General features: G+C 40.4%; 18 protein-coding genes. 5 read left to right on the top strand and 13 right to left on the bottom strand.

Features of this window, described 5'->3' with window-relative positions; all coding sequences use genetic code 11:
* Positions 1-395: 395 nt before the first annotated feature.
* The gene (locus ACX0HA_RS05220) at positions 396-1,937 is read right to left on the bottom strand and encodes a glycine--tRNA ligase (RefSeq protein WP_458844212.1); all 1,542 of its coding nucleotides are present in this window, start codon (positions 1,935-1,937) and stop codon (positions 396-398) included.
* Between the two features lie 185 nt (positions 1,938-2,122).
* On the opposite strand from ACX0HA_RS05220, the gene ACX0HA_RS05215 reads away from it, so the two are divergent.
* Positions 2,123-2,806 (top strand): ComF family protein, encoded by a 684-nt coding sequence (locus ACX0HA_RS05215; RefSeq protein ID WP_458844211.1) that lies wholly within the window; start codon positions 2,123-2,125, stop codon positions 2,804-2,806.
* Positions 2,807-2,971: 165 nt separating this feature from the next.
* Complete coding sequence (locus ACX0HA_RS05210) at positions 2,972-4,588, top strand: Ig-like domain-containing domain (RefSeq protein ID WP_458844210.1); 1,617 nt, start codon at positions 2,972-2,974, stop codon at positions 4,586-4,588.
* Here ACX0HA_RS05210 and ACX0HA_RS05205 read toward each other — a convergent pair.
* From ACX0HA_RS05205 to ACX0HA_RS05185, 5 genes are all read right to left on the bottom strand, one after another.
* On the bottom strand, positions 4,572-5,339 hold the full coding sequence (locus tag ACX0HA_RS05205) for an amidohydrolase (protein WP_458844209.1): 768 nt from the start codon (positions 5,337-5,339) through the stop codon (positions 4,572-4,574). The genes ACX0HA_RS05210 and ACX0HA_RS05205 overlap by 17 nt on opposite strands.
* A gap of 92 nt (positions 5,340-5,431) precedes the next feature.
* Positions 5,432-6,193, bottom strand: a complete 762-nt coding sequence (locus ACX0HA_RS05200; protein WP_458844208.1) for a succinate dehydrogenase/fumarate reductase iron-sulfur subunit — start codon at positions 6,191-6,193, stop codon at positions 5,432-5,434.
* A gap of 12 nt (positions 6,194-6,205) precedes the next feature.
* Entirely contained in the window at positions 6,206-8,212 is a 2,007-nt protein-coding gene (locus tag ACX0HA_RS05195) for a fumarate reductase/succinate dehydrogenase flavoprotein subunit (protein ID WP_458844207.1), read from the bottom strand.
* Between the two features lie 15 nt (positions 8,213-8,227).
* Complete coding sequence (locus ACX0HA_RS05190; protein ID WP_458844206.1) at positions 8,228-9,067, bottom strand: succinate dehydrogenase cytochrome b subunit; 840 nt, start codon at positions 9,065-9,067, stop codon at positions 8,228-8,230.
* A 209-nt stretch (positions 9,068-9,276) separates the two neighbouring features.
* Positions 9,277-10,128: a ChaN family lipoprotein gene (locus ACX0HA_RS05185; RefSeq protein ID WP_458844205.1), complete on the bottom strand. Its 852-nt coding sequence runs from the start codon at positions 10,126-10,128 to the stop codon at positions 9,277-9,279.
* 179 nt (positions 10,129-10,307) lie between these two features.
* Here ACX0HA_RS05185 and ACX0HA_RS05180 point away from each other — a divergent pair, with 179 nt between their 5' ends.
* The gene (locus tag ACX0HA_RS05180; protein ID WP_458844204.1) at positions 10,308-11,669 is read left to right on the top strand and encodes a hydroxymethylglutaryl-CoA synthase family protein; all 1,362 of its coding nucleotides are present in this window, start codon (positions 10,308-10,310) and stop codon (positions 11,667-11,669) included.
* Here ACX0HA_RS05180 and ACX0HA_RS05175 read toward each other — a convergent pair whose 3' ends face one another.
* Together ACX0HA_RS05175 and ACX0HA_RS05170 are read right to left on the bottom strand one after the other, a co-directional pair.
* Entirely contained in the window at positions 11,670-12,344 is a 675-nt protein-coding gene (locus ACX0HA_RS05175) for a hypothetical protein (protein ID WP_458844203.1), read from the bottom strand.
* A complete protein-coding gene (locus ACX0HA_RS05170; RefSeq protein ID WP_458844202.1) occupies positions 12,338-12,763 on the bottom strand; it encodes a hypothetical protein in 426 nt (141 codons plus the stop codon). The genes ACX0HA_RS05175 and ACX0HA_RS05170 overlap by 7 nt, the downstream gene beginning before the upstream one ends.
* Positions 12,764-12,875: 112 nt before the next feature.
* Between ACX0HA_RS05170 and ACX0HA_RS05165 the strand changes: the two genes are divergently transcribed.
* Entirely contained in the window at positions 12,876-14,168 is a 1,293-nt protein-coding gene (locus ACX0HA_RS05165; protein ID WP_458844201.1) for an aminopeptidase P family protein, read from the top strand.
* Positions 14,169-14,224: 56 nt separating this feature from the next.
* On the opposite strand, the gene ACX0HA_RS05160 is transcribed toward ACX0HA_RS05165, so the two are convergent.
* Complete coding sequence (locus ACX0HA_RS05160; protein WP_458844200.1) at positions 14,225-15,508, bottom strand: AbiH family protein; 1,284 nt, start codon at positions 15,506-15,508, stop codon at positions 14,225-14,227.
* A 192-nt stretch (positions 15,509-15,700) separates the two neighbouring features.
* Between ACX0HA_RS05160 and ACX0HA_RS05155 the strand changes: the two genes are divergently transcribed.
* A complete protein-coding gene (locus tag ACX0HA_RS05155) occupies positions 15,701-16,483 on the top strand; it encodes an alpha/beta fold hydrolase (RefSeq protein ID WP_458844199.1) in 783 nt (260 codons plus the stop codon).
* 228 nt (positions 16,484-16,711) lie between these two features.
* Here ACX0HA_RS05155 and ACX0HA_RS05150 read toward each other — a convergent pair whose 3' ends face one another.
* From ACX0HA_RS05150 to ACX0HA_RS05135, 4 genes are all read right to left on the bottom strand, one after another.
* The gene (locus ACX0HA_RS05150; protein WP_458844198.1) at positions 16,712-19,486 is read right to left on the bottom strand and encodes a PD-(D/E)XK nuclease family protein; all 2,775 of its coding nucleotides are present in this window, start codon (positions 19,484-19,486) and stop codon (positions 16,712-16,714) included.
* A gap of 66 nt (positions 19,487-19,552) precedes the next feature.
* Positions 19,553-20,941 (bottom strand): OmpA family protein, encoded by a 1,389-nt coding sequence (locus ACX0HA_RS05145; protein WP_458844197.1) that lies wholly within the window; start codon positions 20,939-20,941, stop codon positions 19,553-19,555.
* Positions 20,942-21,046: 105 nt separating this feature from the next.
* Positions 21,047-22,240: a glycine C-acetyltransferase gene (kbl, locus tag ACX0HA_RS05140; protein ID WP_458844196.1), complete on the bottom strand. Its 1,194-nt coding sequence runs from the start codon at positions 22,238-22,240 to the stop codon at positions 21,047-21,049.
* 43 nt (positions 22,241-22,283) lie between these two features.
* Positions 22,284-25,421 (bottom strand): UvrD-helicase domain-containing protein, encoded by a 3,138-nt coding sequence (locus tag ACX0HA_RS05135; protein WP_458844195.1) that lies wholly within the window; start codon positions 25,419-25,421, stop codon positions 22,284-22,286.
* Positions 25,422-25,532 lie beyond the last annotated feature (111 nt).

Below are 25,532 nucleotides of genomic sequence, written 5' to 3'. Positions count from 1 at the left end.
GCCCCAGAACTTTCGTTCTCAAAGCGGCTGCAAAACTACAACTTCTTTTTAATCCCGCAAGCTTTTTCAAAAAAAAATTTTTCTTTTTTTAAAGCCTACCTTTTTAAGTCTTCCAGTCTTTTATGAACTTCCAAATCCTTGCGGTTTGGGAGGGCAAAGATAAATACTTTTTCCCTTTAATTCCAAAAGTTTTCTGAACTTTTTTTTCGGTTATTTCTACTCCTTAGTACAAGGGTAAAAATGCGGTCAGTATCTCAAAGTACGTTGCTCTGTTAAGCGGGGTGCAAAGGTAAATCCTTTTTCCTTTTAATTCCAAAAGTTTTCTAAACTTTTTTTGTTTCGGAAACCTCTATGATAAAAAAAAGCTGCCTTTTCAGACAGCTTTTAATTTGTAATTACATATTCATCAGCCAGTTCCGAACCGAAACCGCTTCATTAATTATTCCTCTCAATTCAGAAATTTTAACTCTATCCTGCTGCATACTGTCGCGATGACGTATAGTTACCGTCTGATCTTCGAGTGTCTGGTGGTCAACCGTGATACAAAAAGGGGTACCTAAAGCATCCTGTCTTCTGTAACGGCGGCCTACTGCATCTTTCTCGTCATAAGCCACATTGAAGTCCCATTTAAGGTCTTCGATGATTTCTCTTGCAACATCAGGCAGCCCGTCTTTCTTAACCAACGGAAGTACCGCTGCCTTAGTAGGTGCAAGCACCGAAGGAAGAGCAAGTACCGTACGTGTAGTACCGTCCTCAAGAGTTTCCTCTTTTAATGAGTTAGAGAAAACCGCAAGAAACATCCTGTCTAGGCCTACAGAAGTCTCTACTACATATGGTGTATAGTTCTGGTTTAGTTCTGTATCAAAATACTGAAGTTTCTTACCCGAGAACTGCTCATGCGCCTTAAGGTCAAAGTCAGTTCTTGAGTGTATACCCTCAAGTTCTTTAAAGCCGAATGGGAAGTTAAACTCAATATCGGCAGCAGCATTAGCATAGTGTGCCAGCTTTTCGTGATCATGAAAACGGTAGTTCTCTTTACCAAGACCTAATGAAAGGTGCCATTTTAGCCTTGTTTCTTTCCAGTACTCATAATATTTCATCTCTTCGCCCGGACGAACGAAGAATTGCATTTCCATTTGTTCGAACTCACGCATACGGAAAATAAACTGTCTTGCAACAATCTCGTTACGGAAAGCCTTACCCGTTTGTGCAATACCAAACGGTATTTTCATACGGCCGGTCTTCTGTACGTTCAGGAAGTTCACGAATATACCCTGTGCCGTTTCCGGACGAAGGTACAAGTCCATTGCAGTAGCAGCTTCAGCACCCAGCTTGGTACCAAACATCAGGTTAAACTGACGTACCTCTGTCCAGTTTTTAGAACCGGTTTCAGGATCGGCGATCTCAAGCTCTTCGATAAGTGCTTTTACGTCGGCAAGGTTCTCTGTTTCCAGCGAGCGTGCCATACGCTCAAGTATCTCTTTCTTTTTAGCAAGGTATTCTACCACACGTGTATTAGTGGTAATAAATTCCTGTTCGTTAAAGGCATCGCCAAAACGCACTCTTGCTTTTTCTATTTCTTTTTGGGCTTTCTGGTTTATCTTCTCGGCATAATCCTCAATAAGCACATCGGCCCTGTATCTTTTTTTAGAATCTTTGTTGTCGATCAAAGGGTCATTAAAGGCATCTACGTGCCCCGATGCTTTCCATGTTGTGGGGTGCATAAAGATCGCGGAATCAATTCCCACAATATTCTCATGCATCTGCACCATAGATTTCCACCAGTATTCCCTGATATTCTTTTTCAGTTCGGCACCATTTTGCGCATAATCATATACAGCGCTAAGTCCGTCGTATATTTCGCTCGACGGGAAAATAAACCCGTACTCTTTTGCATGCGAAATAACATTCTTAAATAAATCTTCTTGTTTTGCCATAGTTGTGCAAAAATATAAAAACCAGTTGTATATACCGCCTCACAATAATCAGAAAATATCTGCCTCTGCAATTACTAAGGGAAATATATTATTTCAACAGCATTTTAACGCATTAATAGGATTAATTCTATTTTTCTGAAAACCAGACACTAATTTATTATATTTACAATCAAATCACACCCCCAATGATTAGATCCTTACTTAATTTACTTTTCCCAAAACCATGTTCGGGATGCGGCAAGACGCTATTAGAAAGCGAACATTTGGTTTGTACTCACTGCCGGCACGACATGCCTTTTACGCAGCATCATCTTGACGAGAATAACGAAACCGTAAAAAAATTCAGAGGCAGGCTTCCTTTAGAACATGCTTCATCGGTAGTGTACTTCCATAAAGAAGGTATTGTTCAGGAACTTATCCACAACATGAAATACCGCGGTAAAGAAGAGATAGGCTCCCTTATAGGGAAATGGTATGCTCAGGATATTAAAGATGTTGAGGCCTTAAAGACCGTAACCGAAGTAGTACCGGTACCACTACATAAAAAAAGGCTGCGCCAGAGAGGTTATAACCAGGTTGCCGGTTTTGGCAAAGCACTGGCAGAAGGCCTTGGCAAAGACTTTAACAACGATATATTGCTGCGCACAACCTATTCCAAAACCCAGACAAAGAAAAATCTTGAAGCAAGGGCAGAAATAATAAGCGAAGCCTTTGATGTCAGGCCAACCGGTAACGAAACCAACAAGCATTTTCTGTTAGTAGATGATGTGATTACCACCGGTGCTACTCTTGAAGCCTGCGGCAAAGCACTGCTTAAGATTCCCGGAGCTAAAGTAAGCATCGTCACCATTGCTTATGCTCATAGTTAAGCATTCGCTTTAGCCACGAATCACTCCAATTTTACAAATTATATAAGCAATTCTGAAAAATTAGTATCCTTGCATGCAACCTGTCTGCCGGCAGGCAGGTTCGTGTCAAAAAAATTTCCTTAAGACGGAATATAATCGTTATTTTGTGCAGTCAAAGAATACGATATGCTGAAAAATAGAATTCTCCTTTTTTTACTGTTTGCCTCCCTGGCTTTTACTTCATGTGCTAAAAGAGGTAGTATCACCGGAGGAGCAAAAGACACTATTCCTCCTTACATCACCGGCAGTTCTCCCAAGAACATGAGCACCGAATTTAAAGGCAGTGAGATACGTATAAACTTTAACGAATATATTAAGATAAAAGACGTAAACAAGCAGCTTATCATCTCACCGCCAATGGAAAATCCACCGGTGATTACCCCTGCCGGAAGCTCGAGCAAGTTTATCAACATAAAAATAAAAGACACTCTTAAAGAAAACACCACATACAGCTTTAACTTTGGGCAGAGTATTACTGACAATAATGAAGGTAATCCGTATTCCCAGTTTAAATTCATATTCTCTACAGGTACCTATATTGATTCGCTTACACTTAACGGAAAAATCAAAGATGCTTATTCTGCCAAAACTGATAATTTTGTTACCGTGATGCTTTATGAGGCCGACTCCACTTTTACCGATTCTACCATCTACAAACAACGTCCACGTTATGTGACCAATACACTGGACAGCATGGTACAGTTTTCGCTGCAAAACCTTAAGCAGGGCAAATACCATCTTTTTGCACTGAAGGACGGAAATAACAATTATAAATTTGACCCAAAAACAGACAAACTTGGTTTTCTTAATCAAACCATAAATGTGCCTAACGATACAATTTATGAACTCGAGCTGTTTCAGGAAAAAAGGCCATTTAAAGCATTAAAGCCAATTCAGGCGAATTCCAATAAGCTCTATGCCGGATATGAAGGCAAAGACTACGAAAACATAAAAATACAGGTACGCAATGGTGCCGATACTGAAGATATTCCATCTATAGCCACTAAGGTTAAAGACAAAGACTCGTTGCAGGTATGGCTTCCCCGAAAGATTACTGCCGACTCTCTTAAAGTAACCGTAACATACCGCGATTCTATTAAAAAGTTCAATGTGAAATTCAAAGAACTCAAAGCCGCCGATTCACTTGCTATTGATGCAGTACAAAAAGGAGGGCTGCATTTCAGGGAAAAGTTCACACTTTCATCCAGTACTCCGCTTATCAGCATAGACAGCACAAAAATACGCCTGATAAACAAGGATTCTATTGCCATGAAATACACGATGGCCTACGATAAACTTAAACAGGAACTGGTCTTTGATTTCCCGAAAGAGGAAAGCCAAAAATATACCATGACACTCATGCCCGGTGCACTTAAAGACTTCTACGAAAAAGAGAACGACACCCTTAATTACAAGTTATCCACAAGAACCTATGCCGACTATGGCAACCTGCGCCTGACACTTGCCAATGCAAAAAGATTTCCGCTGATGCTGGAAGTACTTAACAGCAAAGGAACTGTCGAAGCTTTCTACTATTCTGAAGGTGAAACCAAAATAAACTTTGATGCCGTATTGCCCGATAAATATACACTAAGGATATATTATGACGACAATAAGAACAAAGAATGGGATACCGGCGACTACCTGCTAAGACGACAGCCGGAAGAGGTTATCTATATGCCTAAGGTAATAGATGTGCGTGCTAACTGGGATCCGGAAGAAATCTTTAATCTTGGAGACTAAAACTATCCCTGTCGCTTAAGAAATCAAACTTTTTACGGGTTTCAAGCATGCTTTGCTTATTCATTTCTACAGTAAAGACACCTTCGCTCTCCGAAGGAGCAATTACATTGGCACCAAGGAAGTCAACAACCTGAGAATGCCCGGGATAATTATGCCCATTATTGTCCTGCCCTGTCCTGTTCACGCCTGCCACATAACACATATTTTCAATAGCACGAGCCTTTAACAAGGTATCCCACGCATGAATGCGCGGAGCGGGCCAGTTAGCAACATAAAGTAGCAAGTCAAAATCTTCGGTGTTACGCGAAAAAACAGGAAAACGAAGGTCGTAGCACACCAGCGGACAAATCTTCCAGCCACGGTAGTCTATAATAAGCCTGTTTACACCTGCGGTATATGCTTTGTTCTCACCCGCAAGTGAAAACAGGTGGCGTTTGTCATACATCTTTATTTCGCCGTCAGGCAATGCAAACAAAAAACGGTTATAGTGATTTCCATTTTCAGCAATTACAATACTTCCTGCCACTGCACAATCTTTTGCGGCAGCCATGGCTTTCATCCATTGTATCATTTCCCCTTCCATGCTTTCAGCAACCGTTTCTGGCTCCATAGTGAAGCCCGTAGAGAACATCTCGGGTAGCAGGATAATATCCGTTTCTTCCTGAATGCTGTTAATGAGCCTTTCGAAATTAGCACGGTTAGTCCGGGCATTTTCCCAGATAAGGGAGGTTTGAATAAGAGAGATTTTCATGACAGGTGGTTTAGGGTAAAAATACAAAAAAGCGGACATAAAAAACGCCCCCGCTACAGCGGGGGCGTTTCAGTATAATTAATCTTCGTTGATTATTTAACGCTTGCGAAAAGATATTCCCTGTTCATACGTGCGATGTTCTCAAGAGAGATTCCTTTAGGACACTCAACTTCACATGCACCTGTATTTGTACAGTTACCAAATCCTTCTTCGTCCATCTGCCTTACCATGTTAAGTACACGCTGAGTTGCCTCAACCTTACCTTGCGGAAGCAATGCATACTGAGATACTTTTGCTCCAACGAATAGCATAGCCGAACCGTTTTTACAGCTTGCAACACAAGCACCACAACCGATACATGCAGCAGCCTCGAAAGACCTGTCAGCATCATGTTTAGGAACCGGGGTAGCATTAGCATCGATCGTACGTCCTGAAGTGTTTACAGAAACGAAACCACCTGCCTGCTGAATCCTGTCGAAAGAACTACGGTCAGTAACCAAGTCTTTAATTACAGGGAATGCTTTACTTCTCCATGGTTCAACATAGATAGTATCGCCATCTTTAAACGATCTCATGTGCAGCTGGCACGTTGTAACTTTACTAGCCGGTCCGTGAGCCTGTCCGTTGATGTATAGTGAACACATACCGCAAATACCTTCACGGCAGTCATGGTCAAAAGCCACAGGTTCTTTTCTTTCGTTGATAAGCTGTTCGTTCAGCTGATCAAGCATTTCAAGGAATGAACTTGCAGTAGAAACGTTATCAAGTTTGTAAGTTTCTATTTGTCCTTTAGATTTAGCATCTTTCTGACGCCAGATTTTAAGGTTTATATTTATATTTTTATTAGAAGCCATCTCTCTTGTATTTTATTTGTAGTTCCTTGCGGCAATTTTAATGTACTCATAGTTAAGAACCTCTTTATGAAGTTTCTCAGCATTAATATCGCTACCGCCATATTCCCAGGCACCCACGAAATTAAAGTTAACGTCGTCACGAAGGGTTTCACCTTCGCTATCCTGATACTCTTCTCTGAAGTGTCCTCCGGCAGATTCTTTACGCTGTAAAGCATCCATAGCCATAAGCTGTCCAAGCTCCATGAAGTCAGCAACACGGATAGCTTTTTCAAGCTCAGGGTTAAGTTCATTAGCAGATCCAGGAACATAAACATCTTTATAGAATTCAGCTCGTAGTGCATCGATCTCAGCAACAGCTTCTTTAAGACCCTGTTCGTTACGGCCCATACCTACTTTATTCCACATGATGTTACCAAGACGCTTGTGGAAGTGGTCAACCGATTTTGTTCCGTTATTATTAAGGAAACCATCGATCTGCGCTTTCACAGCATTTTCAGCTTCAACGAACTCAGGAAGGTCAGTAGAGATCTTACCTGTACGGATATCTCCTGCAAGGTAATCAGAAACTGTATAAGGAAGCACGAAGTAACCATCGGCAAGACCCTGCATTAGTGCAGAAGCCCCAAGACGGTTAGCGCCGTGGTCAGAGAAGTTAGCTTCACCGGCTACGAAACAGCCCGGAATTGTACTCTGTAAATTATAGTCAACCCAAACACCACCCATGGTATAGTGAACCGCAGGATATATTTTCATTGGTGTTTCATAAGGATTTTCGTCAGTGATCTGCTGATACATCTGGAAAAGGTTACCATATTTCTCTTCAAGCCATGCTTTACCAAGTTTGATAACTTCTTCGTCAGAAGGATTGTGGTTACCTGATGCATACGCAGTCTGTTTACCTTTACTGATGATCTCCGAAGAGAAATCAAGATAAACACCTTCATTAGTATCATTCGCCTCAATACCAAAACCTGCATCGCAACGCTCTTTAGCAGCTCTTGAAGCTACGTCACGCGGCACAAGGTTACCAAAAGCAGGGTATCTTCTTTCAAGGAAATAATCCCTGTCGTCTTCAGCGATCTGTGTTGGCTTCATGCTTCCTGAACGGATAGCTTCAGCATCTTCTTTTTTCTTAGGAACCCAGATACGTCCTGAGTTACGAAGCGACTCAGACATCAGCGTAAGCTTAGACTGGTTTGTTCCGTGAACCGGGATACATGTAGGGTGGATCTGTACGTAGCAAGGGTTTGCGAAGTAAGCTCCTTTTTTGTGTATTTTCCATGCAGCAGTCACGTTACTTCCCATTGCATTTGTAGAAAGGAAGTATACGTTACCGTAACCACCTGATGCAACGATCACAGCGTGTGCTGAATGTCTTTCGATTTCTCCTGTAACAAGGTTACGTGCAATGATACCACGTGCTTTTCCATCAACCTTAACGATGTCAAGCATCTCGTGACGGTTATACATAGCAACATTACCAACACCTATCTGTCTTGAAAGTGCAGAGTACGCACCTAACAATAACTGCTGGCCTGTTTGTCCTGCAGCATAAAATGTACGCTGAACCTGTGTACCACCAAACGAACGGTTGTCAAGCATCCCTCCGTAATCGCGGGCAAAAGGAACACCCTGAGCCACACACTGGTCAATAATATTTCCGGAAACTTCGGCAAGACGGTGAACGTTTGCTTCACGTGCCCTGTAATCTCCTCCTTTTATAGTATCATAAAACAGTCTGTAAACGCTGTCACCATCATTTTGGTAGTTTTTAGCGGCATTTATACCACCCTGAGCAGCAATAGAGTGCGCACGGCGTGGAGAATCCTGGAAAGCAAATGCCTTAACATTGTATCCCATCTCACCAAGCGACGCAGCAGCAGCAGCTCCTGCAAGGCCTGTACCTACAACAATTACATCAATCTTTGGCCTGTTGTTTGGGGCAACCAGTCTTAAATGGTCTTTATATTTCGTCCATTTTTCGGATATATGCCCTTCGGGTATCTTAGAATCTAACATAGTTACTGATGTTGATTATTTTATAAAAAAGTGAATATATACAGGGATGACAGCAAACAATAGCGGAACTATTATCGCGAATGCATACCCGAATGTTTTAATGAATCCGTTGTATTTAGGATTGTTGGCACCCAAAGACTGGAATGCGCTGCCAAAACCATGGTAAAGGTGGAATCCTAAAACTATCATAGAGATAACGTAAAGTATCGTGAAAAGCAAACCATACTGAGGCTGCTTGAAGAATTCAACCGTAATCTTGTAAAGGTCTTTGTAACCCTCTTTCAATTTTACATTAGCACTTGCTTCATAAAATTCAGTTCTGTTCTCTATTTTAATCTGACCCTGCTCTACCTGCATTTTAGGAATATATCCTCCATCAGTAGTAAGATAAAACTCCTGTGGCATACCGCCGGCGTTTATCATAACTGTCTGAAGCGGCATTGCTTTATCAAAGTGCATCCTTGCCCAGAAGCTTACCATGTGCGTAACGATGAAAATAAGAATAACTGTACCTAATACAGCCATATTTCTCGAAGCCCAGATCGTGTTCTTACCCGGTCTGTTCATTACATAGCTTACCGGCCTTGCTTTGCGGTTCTGTACTGTAAGCACGATACCGTCGATAGCATGGAATAGGATTGAAATGTAAGTTAGGTAAGAAAGAATTTTTACCGCCGGGTTAGTTGTCATAAACAATGCGTACTGGTTGAAGTGCAGTGCAGCATCTTTACCTGAAGACAACAATTGAAGGTTACCCAGTAAATGCCCTGTAAGAAACAGGCAGAGAAATAAACCTGTTAAAGCCATCCAGTATTTCTTGGCGATGGAAGACTTCAAAAATGCAGATTTTGCCATAATGTATGATTAAATAAGGATAAGGTTTTTAAAAAATCAAACAAAAATAAGGCTAAATGAAATTAACTACAACCTTTGCGGCTTATTTATAATGAGTTTAAAGTGCTCCTTTTCCTGAACTATTGGCAACAAAAAATTATGTTTTAAGAACTTTTAACCTCAAAACATCTAAAAATCTGCAATATAAATGCAATTCTTACAATTTATAACTACTGAGTCTTTGTCATATCCTCATCTACAACAAGAATAAAATCGGCAAGTTTAAGGTTCTCTTTTTCAAGTTTCAGTACATCTTTTTGCGACACAGCAGCGATTGTCATAATTTTTACAGCCGGCTTTTCTCTTTTAAGATACCAGTTAATACCTTCAAAATTATTACTGTGATAGGTTCCGTTATAGTGAATAAAGATAGTTCCCGGTTTAAGATTCTTAGCAATAAAATGAGCCATAGTAGCATCTTTTATCGCCTGAGCTTTAGGCATGTTAGATGTCGCATGGTCACCCATCATTTTCATCATCTCTACATAACCCGGCAGATTGGCATCATATTCTATTGGCAAAGGAGCGATCCATTGTTTTTCTTCTGCCGTAAGGCTGTTTAGCGACTCAAGTCCCTGTTTGTTCACCTGTCTTGCATAACGCCTTGGCACGTTCGTAGCAATGAACGGAAAATGCTTTTCTTTAGCATAGTCTACCAAAGGCTTATAGTCGGTTTTATGATTTGGCCAAAGACGTGCCGTAGAATCAAAAACCTTTTGATTGATCTCCCCTTTCAGGTACTGGTCAAGTTGTTTCTGGTTATCGGCCTCGATCATTTCGGCGCCCAGAACCAGCTTATTTTTCTCACCAAGGTCTTTGGTGAGCTCCAGCTGCAACCAGTGAATCAAAGAGTTATCATGAAGCTCGCCAAAAAACACCACTTCGGCATCTCCTGCCGCATTCAGCATTTTTTTATAGGTAACGGCCTTACCATCTTTGTTGAATATCTGGTACCCCTGTTTGTCCTGGGCTGTTGCAAAAGTAAAAGTGATAAAGGCAGCTAAAAGCGTATATAATTTCATGATAACCTGATTTGAATTTATTGCAGGCAAAAATAGGCATAACATCTTATTTAGAAATTGTCTAATTAAGAAAATTGTCCCCTATTTTGTTATAATTTGATAAAAATGAAAACCGGAATCATTTTATCAGCACAACCAAACATTCCTCTTACTAATTTTAGCGTTCCAAATAAGATAGCATGACTACCGGAATTGATGCAATAGCTTTTGATATCGCCAAACTATATTTGCCTATACAAACATTGGCACAGGCACGTGACATTGACCCTGACAAACTTGAAAAAGGCCTAGGCCTGCTCAGGATGACATTGCCCGATGCCCATCAGGATGCTGTGGTATTTGCTGCCAATGCATTGACAAAGCTTATCGAGCAAAACAATGTCAATCCAAAGGAAATTGCCCGTATTTATGTAGGTACAGAGAGTGGCGTAGACAGCGCAAAGCCCATTGCCTCATTTCTTGTCGGCCTAATGGACCAAAAGTTTGGATTGGGCACATTTTTGCACTGCGACGCAGTAGATTTCACTTTTGCCTGCATTGCCGGAGTCGATGCATTACAAAACTGCCTTGATTTTATCAGACTAAACCCAACAAAAAAGGCTATTGTAGTCACTACAGATATTGCAAAATACGACCTCGAATCGACCGGGGAATATACCCAGGGAGCGGGGGCACTTGCCATGCTGATTACGGCCAACCCAAAAATTATCGCTTTCGACACTAACTGGACAGTAGCTACCGGAAACAACTTCGACTTCTTCAAGCCACGACGTACCATTGAAAAAAGCGAGATTACAGGTGATGATGCTAACGAACCGTGGTTTGGTAATCTCGAGACCGAAATAGAAATACATAAAGACCAGCCGGTGTTTGACGGACAATATTCAAACTTTATTTATACCGACAAGGTTAAGAGCACCTACTTTATGCTGAAAGAGCTCAAAGGCATTCAGGTACCGCTTTATGATCAGTGGCACAGCATCATTATGCACCTGCCCTATGCCTATCAGGGACGAAGAATGTTTTCGGAGATTTACAATTTTGATTCAGATAATCCGCTTACAAGCCAGCGACTATCCCCCGAAGAATTTCAGGCAAGATTAAAAGAAGTACCGAAGTCGGCCGAATACAAAGAATTTGTAAACCAGAAACTGCAGCCTGCCGAAATAGCATCTTCACTTATAGGCAACCTGTATACAGGATCTGTATTTATGGGATTGTTGTCCACTTTGAGCCATTTCGCAAAGACTGAAACCGACCTGACCGGAAAGATTTTTGGCTTTTTGGCCTACGGAAGCGGATCGAAGTCGAAAGCTTTTGAGGGTATCATTCAGCAAAGCTGGAAAGAAGCAGTACAAAACGTACTGCTATTTGAAACCCTTGCCAAAAGCAACGAGATAGATTTTGAGACCTACCTGAAGCTGCACAAAAAAGAGCAAAAAGAGAGCATTTTGGCGCCATCCGGCGAATGGATACTGGATAGGATAGAAAAAGAAATCCCGAATCTGGTTGGGGCAAGGTATTATAAGTGGGTGGAGTAGTTATAAAAAATCGCTTACCCTAAGTATATCATCATAATTAACTTTACCAATCATCTTATTTTCAACCAGATACTCTTCAGAGTATTTTTTAATCAAAGAATTATAATCTGCTCTTAAATCATTAAGATTAATAGCAATTTCACGAATGCCAATATCTGTTAAATAAGTTACATCATAAGCATGATTTATTTTAACCACAAGGGCTTTAACAACTTTAATTTCGTCATTTGATCTAATTTCAATTCCTAAAATTTTACCTTCAACAAGTTTATCTAAAATTAAGGGTTTGACAAAAATTGCACGTTCAACATTTACGCCTCCAATAGCTATATCATTAATCTCCACCAATCTATTTTTAATAGGAAACATAAATTTTAAATTTTTGACAAATGAATCATTTGAGTTAATAATATTAACTCTAGAAATTGAATTATATAAATTTGGTTGTAAATTATTCTGGAAATTTGACAATAATTCCATTAATATATCTCTTTGGCTTAATGCGTTTAATCTTTTTGCGCTTACTAATAGTGTGTAGTTTGGCTCTAGATAACTATCATTCGGTATAAATAGGATTAAATCATAATTTTCTCCAGAAAGTCTAAAATCGTTCTTGTAAATTAAAAATTTTTCAAGCCGATTTTCTATTATTTTAAAAATTGTTGTATTCACCATCTTTTTTTTATCCAAGTTAAAATCCCATCTGTTCTATCTTCTAATGCATCAATCACATCACTAATATCAGCTTGAGAACTAGTCCCAATAGACTTATAACGAAAAACTTCAGACCAACTAGTGACTATCGACCAGTTTGTTTTAAATCTAATATTAGAATTTAATTCATTATCAAAACTTTTTTGCAAACCACCTAATTTAATTAAAGTTTCAAATTTATGAGTCATAAAAGACCTGGAAACTTCTCCAGAATCTGGATAATCAGAATCTAATATTTTGCATATCCTAGCTTTTAAAGCTGTTTCAATTACATATCCAGATAAGTATTTAGCCCCATCATATGACCCTGCTCGATAAAGTATCTTAACTTCAGTTAATCTCTTTTTTGCTATCGTTTGTAATTCATTTCTACTTGGCATACACAATAAGTTAACAATCTTACAAAGTGTAAATATATAAATCTGCACCCACCCTTTAACACAACTTCTCAATAATCTTACTACTTTTGGTATCCGAATAAAACTTATTATCATGAAATACCATCAGATAGACCGCAACCTGTACATCAAGAACCGTAAAAAATTTATGGCCGAGATGAAACCTAAAAGTGTTGCGGTATTCAACTCTAACGACATTTACCCTATAAGCGCTGACAGCACCATGCCGTTCCAGCAGCACCGTGATATCCTTTATCTTACCGGTGCCGATCAGGAAGAAAGCATCCTTTTGCTGTGCCCGGATGCTCCTTATGAGCACCTGCGCGAAATACTTTTTCTTCGTGAAACCAACGAGCATATCGCTATCTGGGAAGGCGAAAAACTGACCAAAGAGCGTGCTACCGAAGTTTCGGGCATCAAAAACATACAGTGGCTTCAGGATTTCGAAAAGACACTTTTCGAAGTGATGACCTACTGCGACACTATCTATATCAACACTAACGAACATTACCGTTCGTCGGTTCAGACACAGACGCGCGAAGACCGTTTCATAAAATGGTGGAAAGAAAAATACCCTGCACACCAGGTAGCGAAAAGCAACCCGATATTGCAAAGGCTTCGTTCTGTTAAGGAAAGTGAAGAGATTGACCTTATACAGACTGCATGTAACATTACCGAAAAAGGCTTCCGCCGACTGCTTGGTTTCGTTAAGCCGGGTGTTATGGAGTATGAGATTGAAGCTGAGCTTATCCACGAGTTCGTTCGTAACCGTTCAAAAGGTTTTGCTTATACGCCTATCATCGCGTCGGGTAATAATGCGAATGTATTGCACTATATCGAAAACAACCAGCAGTGTAAAGATGGCGACCTTATCCTTCTTGACATCGCCGCCGAATATGCCAACTACTCAAGCGACCTTAGCCGTACCATTCCTGTTAATGGACGTTTCACAAAAAGGCAGCGTGAAGTTTATGATGCTGTACTTCGCGTGAAGAACGAAGCTACAAAAATGCTTGTTCCGGGGACGCTTTGGAAACAATATCATATAGAAGTAGGCAAAATAATGACATCAGAGCTTCTTGGCCTTGGCCTTATCGATAAAGCCGATGTTCAGAACGAAGACCCTGCATGGCCTGCATACAAAAAGTATTTCATGCATGGTACGTCGCACCACCTTGGCCTTGACACCCACGATTACGGATTGCTTGTTGAGCCAATGAAAGCCAATATGGTATTTACCGTAGAACCGGGTATCTATATCCCTGCAGAAGGTTTTGGTATTCGTCTTGAAGATGATGTGGTGATCCAGGAATCTGGCGAGCCTTTCAACCTGATGCGCAATATTCCTATTGAAGCAGAGGAGATTGAGAGTCTGATGAACGCTTAATTTAGTTTTCAGTCGCAGTCACAGTTTACAGTGACTCACATAAATAAAAAAACGGCTTACGATTGTAAGCCGTTTTCTTTTTTAGCAAACCTAATATTTTGAGGCAAAGGCTGGCAAAGCGACTTGTTTACAATCTTCTCTCGCATCATTTCTTTTTTATTGAAATGCCTTGAAATATTTTGGACGATTTCAGTGTAATTATCGGTTCTACCATCTGCTTTTGGTTCATCAAACTGATGATAAAATACTTTTATTGAACGACAATTATGGTGCTCAAATATTTTGTTTAACAATATTCTATCAGACAGTCCACATGAATGTCCCATTATATATAACTGAAATTTATCACTATCAATAAAATCAAGCATATCTCTATAATTCGAATTTTGCAAATATTGAAAAGACTTGATATTTTTTAAGTATTCGTTATCATCCTTTTTCTCAATTATTTTATAATCATCGTCCATTTCATCACCGAAACCAAAGTTTATCTGATTATTTAAATCATTTAATCTTCCATGAATTTGAATTTGAGGAGAATACCCATATAATGTAAAATCTGAACTATTATTCATCAAAGTAATATACTTATCGATAGAATGTGTATAATTAAAATTCAAAAATAAATTAGTAATTTGAATATCTCCAGATTTAATCATTTGATTAAGATTACCGTCAATATAAGCTTGAGTAGCTGTGTTATCAAAATCAAATAATTCTTCATGATCTTCATTCGGAAATTCTTTTAGATAATCATTATTGCCAAATGACCTTAATTGATTCACTTTGATTTTAAACAATTTCAATATATTTTGATGAAAATCATTTGGTTTTGAAAAGTCATAACACTCATTAACTGCAATTTTCAGATACTCATCTAAAAGCTTTTTAACTTCTTCAAATTCTTCATTTAATTTTTTCACTCTAGAATTACTACCTTCCTCTTTCAAACAATCTTTCAACAATTTATAGTATTCATTCTCAATATCAACCCAATTTTGAATATAATGACGATTATTAATTATTTGAAAAAAATCATTTTTTGTAAAATCAATATAGTTGAACCCTTCAGTATCTATCCTTAATTCAGAACATTTTTTGACGAATTTAATATAATCTAAATGTGTTTCTATTTTTCTAAACTCCTCGAGTATTTGCATTGGAAGATTATATACATCAAAATTGAACCTGATAAATTCATCCTGATAATCAAACTTATACCGTGGGTAACTAAAAACACTAAAGACATTACGCCAATAATCATCTATAAAATCACAATACCCTGTTGGCAAGCCGTGTGCTAAATCAAATCCGTTTCCTACAATAACAAGTCGGTTCATCTGTATATAATTGATTCCCAAATTTAAATTAAATAAGTTAACATCTTTGCGGTATTTGGATGGATAAAGTATTTTTGCAATCAATAACATAACCCTAATCCCTCTGAGATTGCCACGCTCCGTTACACTGCGCTCGCAATGACAGGGAATACTTACACCGATCATCGGACTTCCGACATCGGACCAAAAACCATGAAACAACTCGTTTACAAAAACATCAACCTTGCCTATTCCGAAACCGGAAAGGGTACGGCTATCGTTATGCTGCATGGATTTCTGGAAAACAGCAGTATGTGGGATTTTTTTGTAGCAGAGTACAGCAAGAAGTACAGGGTTATTACCATTGACCTTTTAGGCCATGGGCAGACAGAATGCCTGGGGTATGTACACACCATGGAAGACATGGCCGATGCCGTTTATGCCGTTCTGCATGAACTACGTATCCGAAAAGCGATATTCATGGGACATTCGATGGGTGGTTATGTGGCTTTGGCTTTCGCCGAACTGTATCCTGATATGATGAAGGGAATCGTATTGCAGAATTCTACTTCACGTGCCGATAGCGACGAGCGTAAAGTCAACCGCGACCGTGCCATTAAAGCAGTCAAGCAGAACTATACGGCGTTCGTACGTATGAGTATTGCCAACCTGTTTAGCGAAGAGAACCGTGAGCGTTATGCGGACGATATAGAGGCCCTGCGCGAGCAGGCTGTGAAAACACCTTTACAGGGAATTGTTGCTGCCTTAGAAGGCATGAAAATACGCAAAGACCGTGAGGTAATACTCCACTTTGCGCCTTATCCTATCCTGCTTGTATTAGGAAAACAGGACCAGAGCCTTATTTACGAAGAACACGTTGACCAGATTGAAGGCACCGATGTAAAACTGGTTACCTATCCTTACGGACATATGAGCCATATCGAAAGCCGCAAGCCGCTGCTTAAAGAAACACTGGAGTTTTTTAAGCGTTGCTAAACAAGCTTACACAAAAAGCTATTACACAGAGTCACACAAAGAAAATTCAGAGATACACAAAGACTTTTTAGATATGAAAGCACACAGAGTCTTTTCTGCCAACGGCAGAATTCTCAGAGCGCTCAAAAAATAAAACTCAGTGATACTCTGTGCTGACTTAGCGAAGCTCTGTGGTATAACTTCTGCTCCCTCTATAAACATCGGACATCCAACCTCAGACTTCCGACGTTAAACAATTTTCTCCTTAAAAGGAACATCCACATTCAGTATCTCATTGATAAGCGCCACCAATTGCGTTTTGAACTCCTCAAGCATATCGCTGTCTACAAAATCCTGCGCCGGTGCCGACTTGTCAAAGCCATCCTTAAAGCAGAAGTTCATAAAACCGCTTTTCATGTTCTTAAAGGAAACGATACCAACTTCGGTTTCCTTCCCTGCACCATGCGGTTCATACATAAAAGCGTATGTAAGCAGCTGGATTATCTTTTCATTCTTTATATCGGCAGGAAGGCCATCCCATGTTTTAAGTACAAGGTTATTTTTCTCTACTTTACCAGTTTTATAATCGGTAATACGGATTCGTCCGTTGCGTTCCTCTATACGGTCAATATTACCCGAAATCATAACAGGGTAAGGCAGGCGGCTGTCTTCAAGCAGGCGTTCAAATTTATGTTCGAGAAATAAGATCTTTACAGCATCCCCTTCAGTAAGCTGTCTTTTCTCCTGCTTCAGGAAGTTGTGCACGTTACGTTTGGCAACCTCAAAAGCAAGCAGGTTACGTCCTTTTTTAACTTCCCCTTCTTTGTAGACTAGTTTAAACTGCCTCATCACTTCATCATCTGCCAGTGCCGCCATATTATCGACATCGTGAGTTGCCAGGAATTTCGCAACATATGGCGTATACAGCACTTCCAATGCCCCGTGGATGATAGTCCCGAGCGTATTCAGTGCTATGCTTTCTTCTACTTCTTCTGCTTCGCTTATGCGCAGCACCCTTTGATAGTAGAATTGCATCGGGTTACGGATATACCCCGTCAGTGCCGATGGCGAAAAGCCTTTAACAGTTGCGATCTCCTTCAGACGTTCCATTACCTTTTGGGTTTTGGGTACGACCATAGGTTCATAGGCCTTTGGCGGAAGGACAGCATTATATATTTCGGAAGTCAGCGTGTGTTTCTGCTGCTTCTCAATTTCGAGCTGGGTAAGGAAACGGCTGCGTTCGCCGGCATCAAGCCCTTCACTTTCGGTATTGTAAAGCAGGTAAATATTTTTCGCCCGCATTAGCAAATGATAAAAGTGAAAACTGTAAATCGCATCTTTCTCTTTGTAAGTTGGCAATCCCAGTTCACGTTTTACATCATAAGGAATAAAAGAATTCTGTGTCTTTCCGGCAGGGAATTTCCCTTCGTTCATAGAGGTGATGATTACATTCTCAAAGTCGAGAACACGGCTTTCCAACACTCCCATTATCTGAAGGCCGGATAATGGCTCTCCTTCAAACGAAACTTCAGCAAGATCGATTACCTGTTTGTATATGGTGTAAAGCACCGGGATACTGTCCATCTGCGGATGCGCCTCGTAGTAATTGATAAGCTTGTTGATTACTTTAAAAATAGAATACAAAAACGCCTTCGCAATCTTATCTTCTTCCTCGTCATCACTCATAAAACCTTTGAGCGTAACCAGAATATCAGATAACCTGTTGAGTATATCTCCTACATTGCCATCCCAACGGTCAAAAAGCAATTTGAAAAATGGCGAAGCATCAGCATGCAGCTCATATAATTTGGAATGCGAAAAGAAGGTAAAGTTATTTTGATTAATCGCCTCTATAAGTTCCGTCGCTTCCGAATAAGGCTCTACAAGCGGATGCGTTAATACATCAAGTACCTCACGGTAATAAAGCGTATAATTTTTCTCATTACGGTTAATGGCATTAGTATGCAGCTTAAACAATTTCTGTATCAGCAATTGCGCCGGATTGTTCTTACTGCTGTACCCCATTGTGATATTCAGGGCACCTACGCTTTTCGGCAGGCTGTACAACAAGGGAATGAGCATGCTTTCTTCACCCAATACCAGTGCGGTTTTATCAAGACTGTAACCCTCTTTCTGAAACTGCTCTACCAGTTCACCTGCAATCTTAGCCTGTCCTACGGTTTTTGGCGTACCAATGATGTGAATATTCTTCGACTGGCTGAACTCTTCCGTAATCCATTCAAACGGCTGTAATGCATATTGTTTCCACTCTTTCCTGAAACGCCTTATGAATAGTCCCGCATCGTGATACGGATCGCTTAAGAAAGCATTGTCTATATCCCAATATACTTTGGCCTGCCCAAGCGACATCAGATGCTGGATTATCTTTTCCTCAGCAGCATTCAGCGCGTTGAAACCTGCAAATACCATTTGCCCTTTGGTAAAAGAATTCGAAAAGTGATGGATATTGTTTACGGCTTCACGGTAAATGAGCCCCTGATAACCTGCGCCTTTTTCTAATAGGTGCGCATAAAGCGTAGTATAATAGGAAGGCAGCAATTTCCAAAACTCAAGATAGTTCTCGATCATGGTAGTGCGCCTGTCTACATCTACGGCCCAGTGTTCTATTTCCTGAATGTTTTCAAGATAGGTAAGTACGTGCACGGGATTTAACAGATAGCGGTCTATCTCATTAAAATCCTGAAGCAGTGTTTTTGCCCAGTTGGCAAAAGTTTCGAATGGCTGTTGCTTTTCTTTTGGCGTAAGGCCAATATACAGGGTATAAAATTCAAACAGCAGTTCAATAGTATCTATAGAACGGATGCCCGCCACATTCTGCACAAAATCTTCTATACTGATAATCTTTGGTGCAAATACCGTTTCGGTAAGTTGCTTTTTCAGCGCTTCCAACAGGAATATCCTGGCTCTCTTATTGGGCAGCACCACAACCACATCGGGTAGTGTGTTGCCATAATCCTGTATCAATTGGGTACTTAGCTTATCGAGGAATGTTACATCTGCCATGGCATAAAAATAAAAAAACGCCCCCGATTTGGGGGCGTTTCCTGTATTTATTTTGGGAGGTTATCCTTATTCTTTGATAAGTTTAACTACAACCCTTCTGTTTTCAGCTTTACCTTTTGCAGTCTTGTTAGAAGCAATTGGTTGAGTTTCACCGAAACCAACAGCTTTAAGTCTGTCAGCTGCGATACCGTTCTCTACTAAGTAAGCTTTAACTGCAGCTGCTCTGTTTTCAGAAAGCGTTTGGTTAAGTGCGTTACTACCATCGCTGTCAGTGTGACCTTCAAGGATGAATTTAGAGTTAGGGTACTCTTTGAAAATTTTGTTCATGTTCTCAAGAACTACAACAGTTCCTTCTTTGAATGTAGATTTACCGCTGTTGAATAAGATAGTTTTAGCATACTCATTCAGTCTTTTGATAACTTCTTCAGTTACTTCAGGACATCCTTTGTTAGCTACAGTACCTTTAACATCAGGACAAAGATCATCTTTATCTAGAACACCATCACCATCAGTGTCTGGCCATGGACATCCAGCGTTTTCTTTAGGACCTTTAACATCCGGACATTTATCGTTTTTATCAGCGATACCGTCACCGTCTGTATCAGGACATCCTTGTAGGCTAGCAGGACCAGCTACTTCAGGACAAGCGTCATCTTTATCAGCGATACCATCACCGTCAGTATCAGGACATCCCTGGAATTGAGCAAGACCAGCTACTTCAGGACAAGCGTCATCTTTATCAGGAATACCGTCACCGTCAGTATCAGGACATCCCTGGAACTGAGCTAGACCTGGTACATCCGGACAAGCGTCGTCTTTGTCATAGATACCATCTTTATCAGTGTCTTTTCCACCGAATTTGAAGCTAAGACCAGCAAAATGCTGAATGTGTCTTGGCACGTTAGCCTCATTTTGATCTTCAAATGTATGTTTGTAAGTAGACTGAAGTGTAAGACCAACATTTTCTGTAAACCAGAAGTTGAATCCGATACCTCCGTTTAATGTACCGTTACCTTGCTCGTCCATCCATGTGTAACCTCCACCAATGTGAACGTATGGATTGAACCAGCTTTTTGGTAAAATGCTATATTTAACGATAGCATCTACTCCGTAGTACGTAAGGTCATCTGCAGGAACTTTTACAATGATATGAGTACTGCTAGGATCATCAAGATACAATTCGTCAATTTTGTTAACCGATCCAGTTAAACCAACTGATAAGTTGTTTCCAATGTGTCTTGACACGTTAATGTAAGATACTGATGGAAGTACATTCCACTCACTTACTTTAAAATACTTGTTGAAATTGTCAGTGAAATCAGCACTAGCGCCAAAACGGGTACTAACCGCGTTAACACCGAAGCCAATTTGCCACGGATTGTCTTCGTCCTGCGCCTGCGCATTCAAGCTCAAGGCCATAAGTGCAGCAACGAAAAGTTTGTTAAGATGTTTCATACTTTATTTAATTACAAAGGTTATATGCAGACAAATTTACTCTGTTAAAATTGAACAGCAAAACGTTTTATTAAAATTTATCCTACGGAAGGGTCTAAAATGTCGTTAAATTATAGTTAACGATTTCCCAACCTCTGAAAATGAAGCGATTGCATGGTCCAAATGTTCCTTAGTATGGGCCGCTGAAAGCTGTACTCTTATCCTCGCTTTGTCTTTTGGAACCACCGGAAAGAAGAATCCGATCACATAAATGCCCTTTTTAAGCAATTCATCAGCCATAACCTGGGATAATTTAGCGTCATACAGCATTACAGGAACGATTGCAGAGTCACCATCGATGATATCAAAGCCTGCTTTTTTCATTCCTTCTTTAAAATAATTGGTATTCCACTCCAGCTTATCCCTAAGACTTGTATCTTTCTTAAGAAGCTCAAACACCTTTAGTGAAGCACCTACAATAGATGGCGCAAGCGAGTTAGAGAACAGGTATGGCCTTGAACGCTGCCTTAATATTTCAATGATTTCTTTTTTAGCCGTAGTATATCCGCCCATGGCACCACCAAGCGCTTTACCGAATGTACCTGTGATTATATCTACTCTGCCCATTACACCTTTAGCCTCAAGCGTACCTTTTCCGGTTGCGCCAATGAAACCTGCTGCGTGGCATTCGTCTACCATTACCATTGCATCATATTTATCTGCAAGGTCACATATCTTGTCAAGCGGAGCCACAACTCCATCCATTGAGAACACACCATCAGTAACGATAAGCTTAAAACGGTGTCCTGCTTCGGTAGCTTTTATAAGCTGCTCTTCCAGCTCCTGCATGTTGTTATTGGTATAACGGTAACGTGCCGCTTTACATAAACGCACACCATCAATAATAGAAGCGTGGTTAAGGCTGTCAGAGATAATGCAGTCTTCTTCGCCAAGCAATGGTTCGAATACGCCACCATTAGCATCAAAAGCTGCAGCATATAATATAGTGTCTTCAGTTCCGTAAAAATCGGCAACTGCTTTTTCAAGTTCTTTGTGAATATCCTGCGTACCACAAATGAAACGCACCGATGACATACCGAAACCATGAGTATCAAGCGCGTCTTTGGCAGCCTGTATCACTTCAGGGTGCGACGAAAGCCCAAGGTAGTTGTTCGCACAAAAGTTAAGTACTTTCTGACCTGAGTCTAATGTTATCTCTGCTCCCTGTGGCGAAGCGATGATACGCTCCTTTTTGTAAAGGCCGTTTTCTTTTATCGTTTCAAGTTCGGCTGTTAAGTGCTCTTTGATCTTTCCGTACATTTTTATGTCGTTTAAGTTTATAGATTATAGTTTTCTCAAAAAATCAGGTCAAATTTACCACATTTATAGTTTCACCTATATATACGAGTGTTTTTTTAATCACTTTGAGCCCCATTTCTTCCAGTGCCAATTGATAGGATGCCAGCTGCGCTTCATATTTAGGCTGATGGGTACCCGTTTTATAATCCAGAAGCAGAGCATTATCCCCTTTTATAGCAACTCTGTCGGGTTTGATGGTCTGTACATCGTGGCGAATAATGCTTTGCTCATTATATATAATGTTATCTTCGCCAAAGAAGACATTAAGTTCCGGATGGAATATAACCGCCCTCAATGTTTTCTCAACCTCTTCCCTTTGGCTTCTTACTATCAGTCCGTCTTCAATTGCTCTAACCAATGCAACCGGAATATCATGTTCTGTTTTTACAAACGAGAGTATTTCGTGCATCACATTTCCAAACTCAATCGCCTTTAATCGGGTTGTTCCCCACATAAGCGATTCGCGCTGCGCGATCTTCACCCCACGCGGACTGAATCGCTGGCCTACTACCTTAATGTTCTGCTGTTGTTTTTCAATCTCTTCATCGGGCGATAGTTTTGCAGGACTGCCAAACTCATATTGGGCAATGCGGTTGTCAAACAGCTGCTTTTGCATCAGGTATTTAATAAAATAGGACGACATATTATTTGTCAACTCGCCCTTACTGGTAAAATTCCTATTCGAGATAATGTACAGCTGCTCTTCGGCACGGGTTAACGCCACATATAATATATTGATATTATCCAACAGCTCTTCCTGCGATTTTATAAAGTACAGTTCTGATGCTTTTTCGCCATACTGGGCAACATCCTTGTTACTGTCTACTAATGCCTTTTGGAATTCAAATGTAGTATCGTCAAGCTCCAGCCACATCTTACTGCGGGGTGAACGGCTGTAATCTTCTTCCGCAAACGGGAAGATCACAACAGGAAACTCCAGGCCTTTAGACTTATGTATGGTCATGATTCGCACGGCATCATTACCCTCGGGCGACGGGATGCTGAATTTGGAACCGTTCTTATCCCAGTAATCCAGAAAATCGGCAATACCCGACTGCGTACGCATATCTCTCTCGAGCACAAGGTCAAGAAAATACTGCACATAACTCTGGTTGCTTTTCTGCTTAATAAAAGCATCAACTATAGTTTCAACTGCCTCATACAAGGAGCGTTTTCGGCAATTCCTGAATGAAATGTTTATCGCATGAAGCGAAAGCCAGTTCTCGAGATGCGCTTCAGTAGGTTGTGCCATGCCTTCGGCAATAAAATCGTGTATGGCGATATCTCCCTGATTGCTCGCTGCAAAATACAAGAAGTGCGCTTTGGCTTCTATATTATCATTGCTTTTCAGGTAACGCAGCAGGTTTATTATAAGTTTTACCTCGGTCGCATTCTCAATAAGTAATGTTTCTGATGACAATATAGGTATCGACTGCTCAGTAAGGTAGTTGGCCAGAAGCACACCCGGAGTCCGCTTTCGCGTAAGCAGAACGATATCCTTATACTTAAACCCATTAGCCACTGCCTTATGAATAGCCGCCAGCGTAGCCTGCAGGTATAGCGTATCTTTATCGGTTTCCTCTTCCGATTCCTGTTGAATTTCAGGAAGGAAAGAAATATTTACATAGCCTCCGTTTTTAGGGTTCGTTTCCTGTCCACTTGCGGCATACATGGTTTTATAATCTTCATTTTTAAATTCGCCCGAAAGCACATTGAAGAATTCATTATTGAAATCAATTACCTGAGAGTAGCTCCTGAAGTTTGTACCCAGATTGAGGATCTCTTTATCAGGATTCGAGAAAGGATTATGGTCTTTACCCAACTCAATAAACTGCTCCGCCTTACCACCGCGCCAACGATAGATGGATTGTTTAGGATCACCCACTATCATCAGGGTTCCACGATCACCAAGTAAATCTTCAGATGACAGGGCATTGTCGATAAGCGGCACCAGGTTGTTCCACTGCATTTGCGAGGTGTCCTGAAACTCATCTATAAAAAAGTGGCGATAACGTTCGCCAAGCCTTTCATATATAAATGGCGCAGGCTGATTCTGTATCTCTTTGTGGATAATAGCATTGAACTCAGATATCGAAAGCACATTCTGCTCTTTCTGAATACGCTCGAGCTCCTGCCCTATCGAGTTAAGCAGCGACAACGGCGTGATGTTCTTGAGGAACGCCTGGTAAAAATTACGCTTCTCATAATTCTTATAGGCTTTTTGAAGCAGCATCAAAAGCTCAGGCAGTATGCTTTCTATTATCTCACGGTCTTTGGCCGTTTTGTTGATGCGGACATCGTCAAACTCATGGTATTTTTTATGGGTGTTATTTAAGACCCCATCACGAATGTATTCTATATGTTTTGGGAAATGCCCTGCCGAAAACGATTTTAGGTCTATCCCCCTGCTTTCCATAAAAGCAAACATCTCATTAGCAATGGCTACGCTCTGTGCTTCAAGTTCAGCAACCGATTGTTTCAGCTTTTCCTTGATAAACAAGAACTCTTCAATGGTCTTGTCCTTAAACTGGTGCAGCTCATTACGGTTATTCTCATCTATTAGTAGTTTTCCGGTTTCGAAAAGCTCATAGGTAACATCCCAACTCTTGTCGTTATCGGTTTTATCGAGAGAAAAATCCACCAACAAAGATGTCAGCACCTCATTTTCTCCTGCCTTTGCAATAATAGCATCTACAGCTTCCTGTAAAAGGCTGTCGGTTTCCAGCGAAACATCAAACGAGACCGACAGGTTCAGGTCATGCGCAAACGCACGAATTACCTTGTGGGTAAACCTGTCAATAGTTGAGATATCAAACGAGGCATAATTATGGATGATGTTCTTGATAATAGACCGTGACTTGTCTTTTATGGTTGCGACAGACAATCCTGTTTCATCCGAAAGCACCTTCATTAAAGCTCCCGCCCTTTCGCCGGGATCATCTTTAGAGAAATCCGAAAGGTTCATGATAATGCGCCCCTTCATCTCGGCCACGGCCTTATTGGTAAAAGTTATGGCAAGGATCTTTCGGTAAGCGTCGTCAGTAGTACTTTGCAGAAGTATACGCAGGTATTCCTTTACCAAAGTATAGGTCTTACCCGAGCCCGCCGAAGCGTTATAAATGGAAAAAGCAGTTTTATGCACTTATTATGAGGTGTTTATATTTTAAAGTTTCAAATTATAACAAATTCTTATTTATTGTAAACCCTAAATACTGTAAATTTGGATTTAAAATTAATACTAATCTTTTAAAAT

It is taken from the genome of Flavobacterium hauense, assembly GCF_054457175.1.
This window is presented reverse-complemented; position numbering and strand designations above follow the sequence as displayed.

Coding starts and splice junctions, on each gene's coding strand:
- ACX0HA_RS05185 (WP_458844205.1), bottom strand. CDS start 10,128: ATGAAATTATATACGCTTTTAGCTGCCTTTATCACTTTTACTTTTGCA.
- ACX0HA_RS05155 (WP_458844199.1), top strand. CDS start 15,701: ATGAAACAACTCGTTTACAAAAACATCAACCTTGCCTATTCCGAAACC.
- ACX0HA_RS05165 (WP_458844201.1), top strand. CDS start 12,876: ATGAAATACCATCAGATAGACCGCAACCTGTACATCAAGAACCGTAAA.
- ACX0HA_RS05145 (WP_458844197.1), bottom strand. CDS start 20,941: ATGAAACATCTTAACAAACTTTTCGTTGCTGCACTTATGGCCTTGAGC.
- ACX0HA_RS05210 (WP_458844210.1), top strand. CDS start 2,972: ATGCTGAAAAATAGAATTCTCCTTTTTTTACTGTTTGCCTCCCTGGCT.
- ACX0HA_RS05160 (WP_458844200.1), bottom strand. CDS start 15,508: ATGAACCGACTTGTTATTGTAGGAAACGGATTTGATTTAGCACACGGC.
- ACX0HA_RS05200 (WP_458844208.1), bottom strand. CDS start 6,193: ATGGCTTCTAATAAAAATATAAATATAAACCTTAAAATCTGGCGTCAG.
- ACX0HA_RS05150 (WP_458844198.1), bottom strand. CDS start 19,486: ATGGCAGATGTAACATTCCTCGATAAGCTAAGTACCCAATTGATACAG.
- ACX0HA_RS05220 (WP_458844212.1), bottom strand. CDS start 1,937: ATGGCAAAACAAGAAGATTTATTTAAGAATGTTATTTCGCATGCAAAA.
- ACX0HA_RS05170 (WP_458844202.1), bottom strand. CDS start 12,763: ATGCCAAGTAGAAATGAATTACAAACGATAGCAAAAAAGAGATTAACT.
- kbl (WP_458844196.1), bottom strand. CDS start 22,240: ATGTACGGAAAGATCAAAGAGCACTTAACAGCCGAACTTGAAACGATA.
- ACX0HA_RS05180 (WP_458844204.1), top strand. CDS start 10,308: ATGACTACCGGAATTGATGCAATAGCTTTTGATATCGCCAAACTATAT.
- ACX0HA_RS05195 (WP_458844207.1), bottom strand. CDS start 8,212: ATGTTAGATTCTAAGATACCCGAAGGGCATATATCCGAAAAATGGACG.
- ACX0HA_RS05205 (WP_458844209.1), bottom strand. CDS start 5,339: ATGAAAATCTCTCTTATTCAAACCTCCCTTATCTGGGAAAATGCCCGG.
- ACX0HA_RS05215 (WP_458844211.1), top strand. CDS start 2,123: ATGATTAGATCCTTACTTAATTTACTTTTCCCAAAACCATGTTCGGGA.
- ACX0HA_RS05175 (WP_458844203.1), bottom strand. CDS start 12,344: ATGGTGAATACAACAATTTTTAAAATAATAGAAAATCGGCTTGAAAAA.
- ACX0HA_RS05190 (WP_458844206.1), bottom strand. CDS start 9,067: ATGGCAAAATCTGCATTTTTGAAGTCTTCCATCGCCAAGAAATACTGG.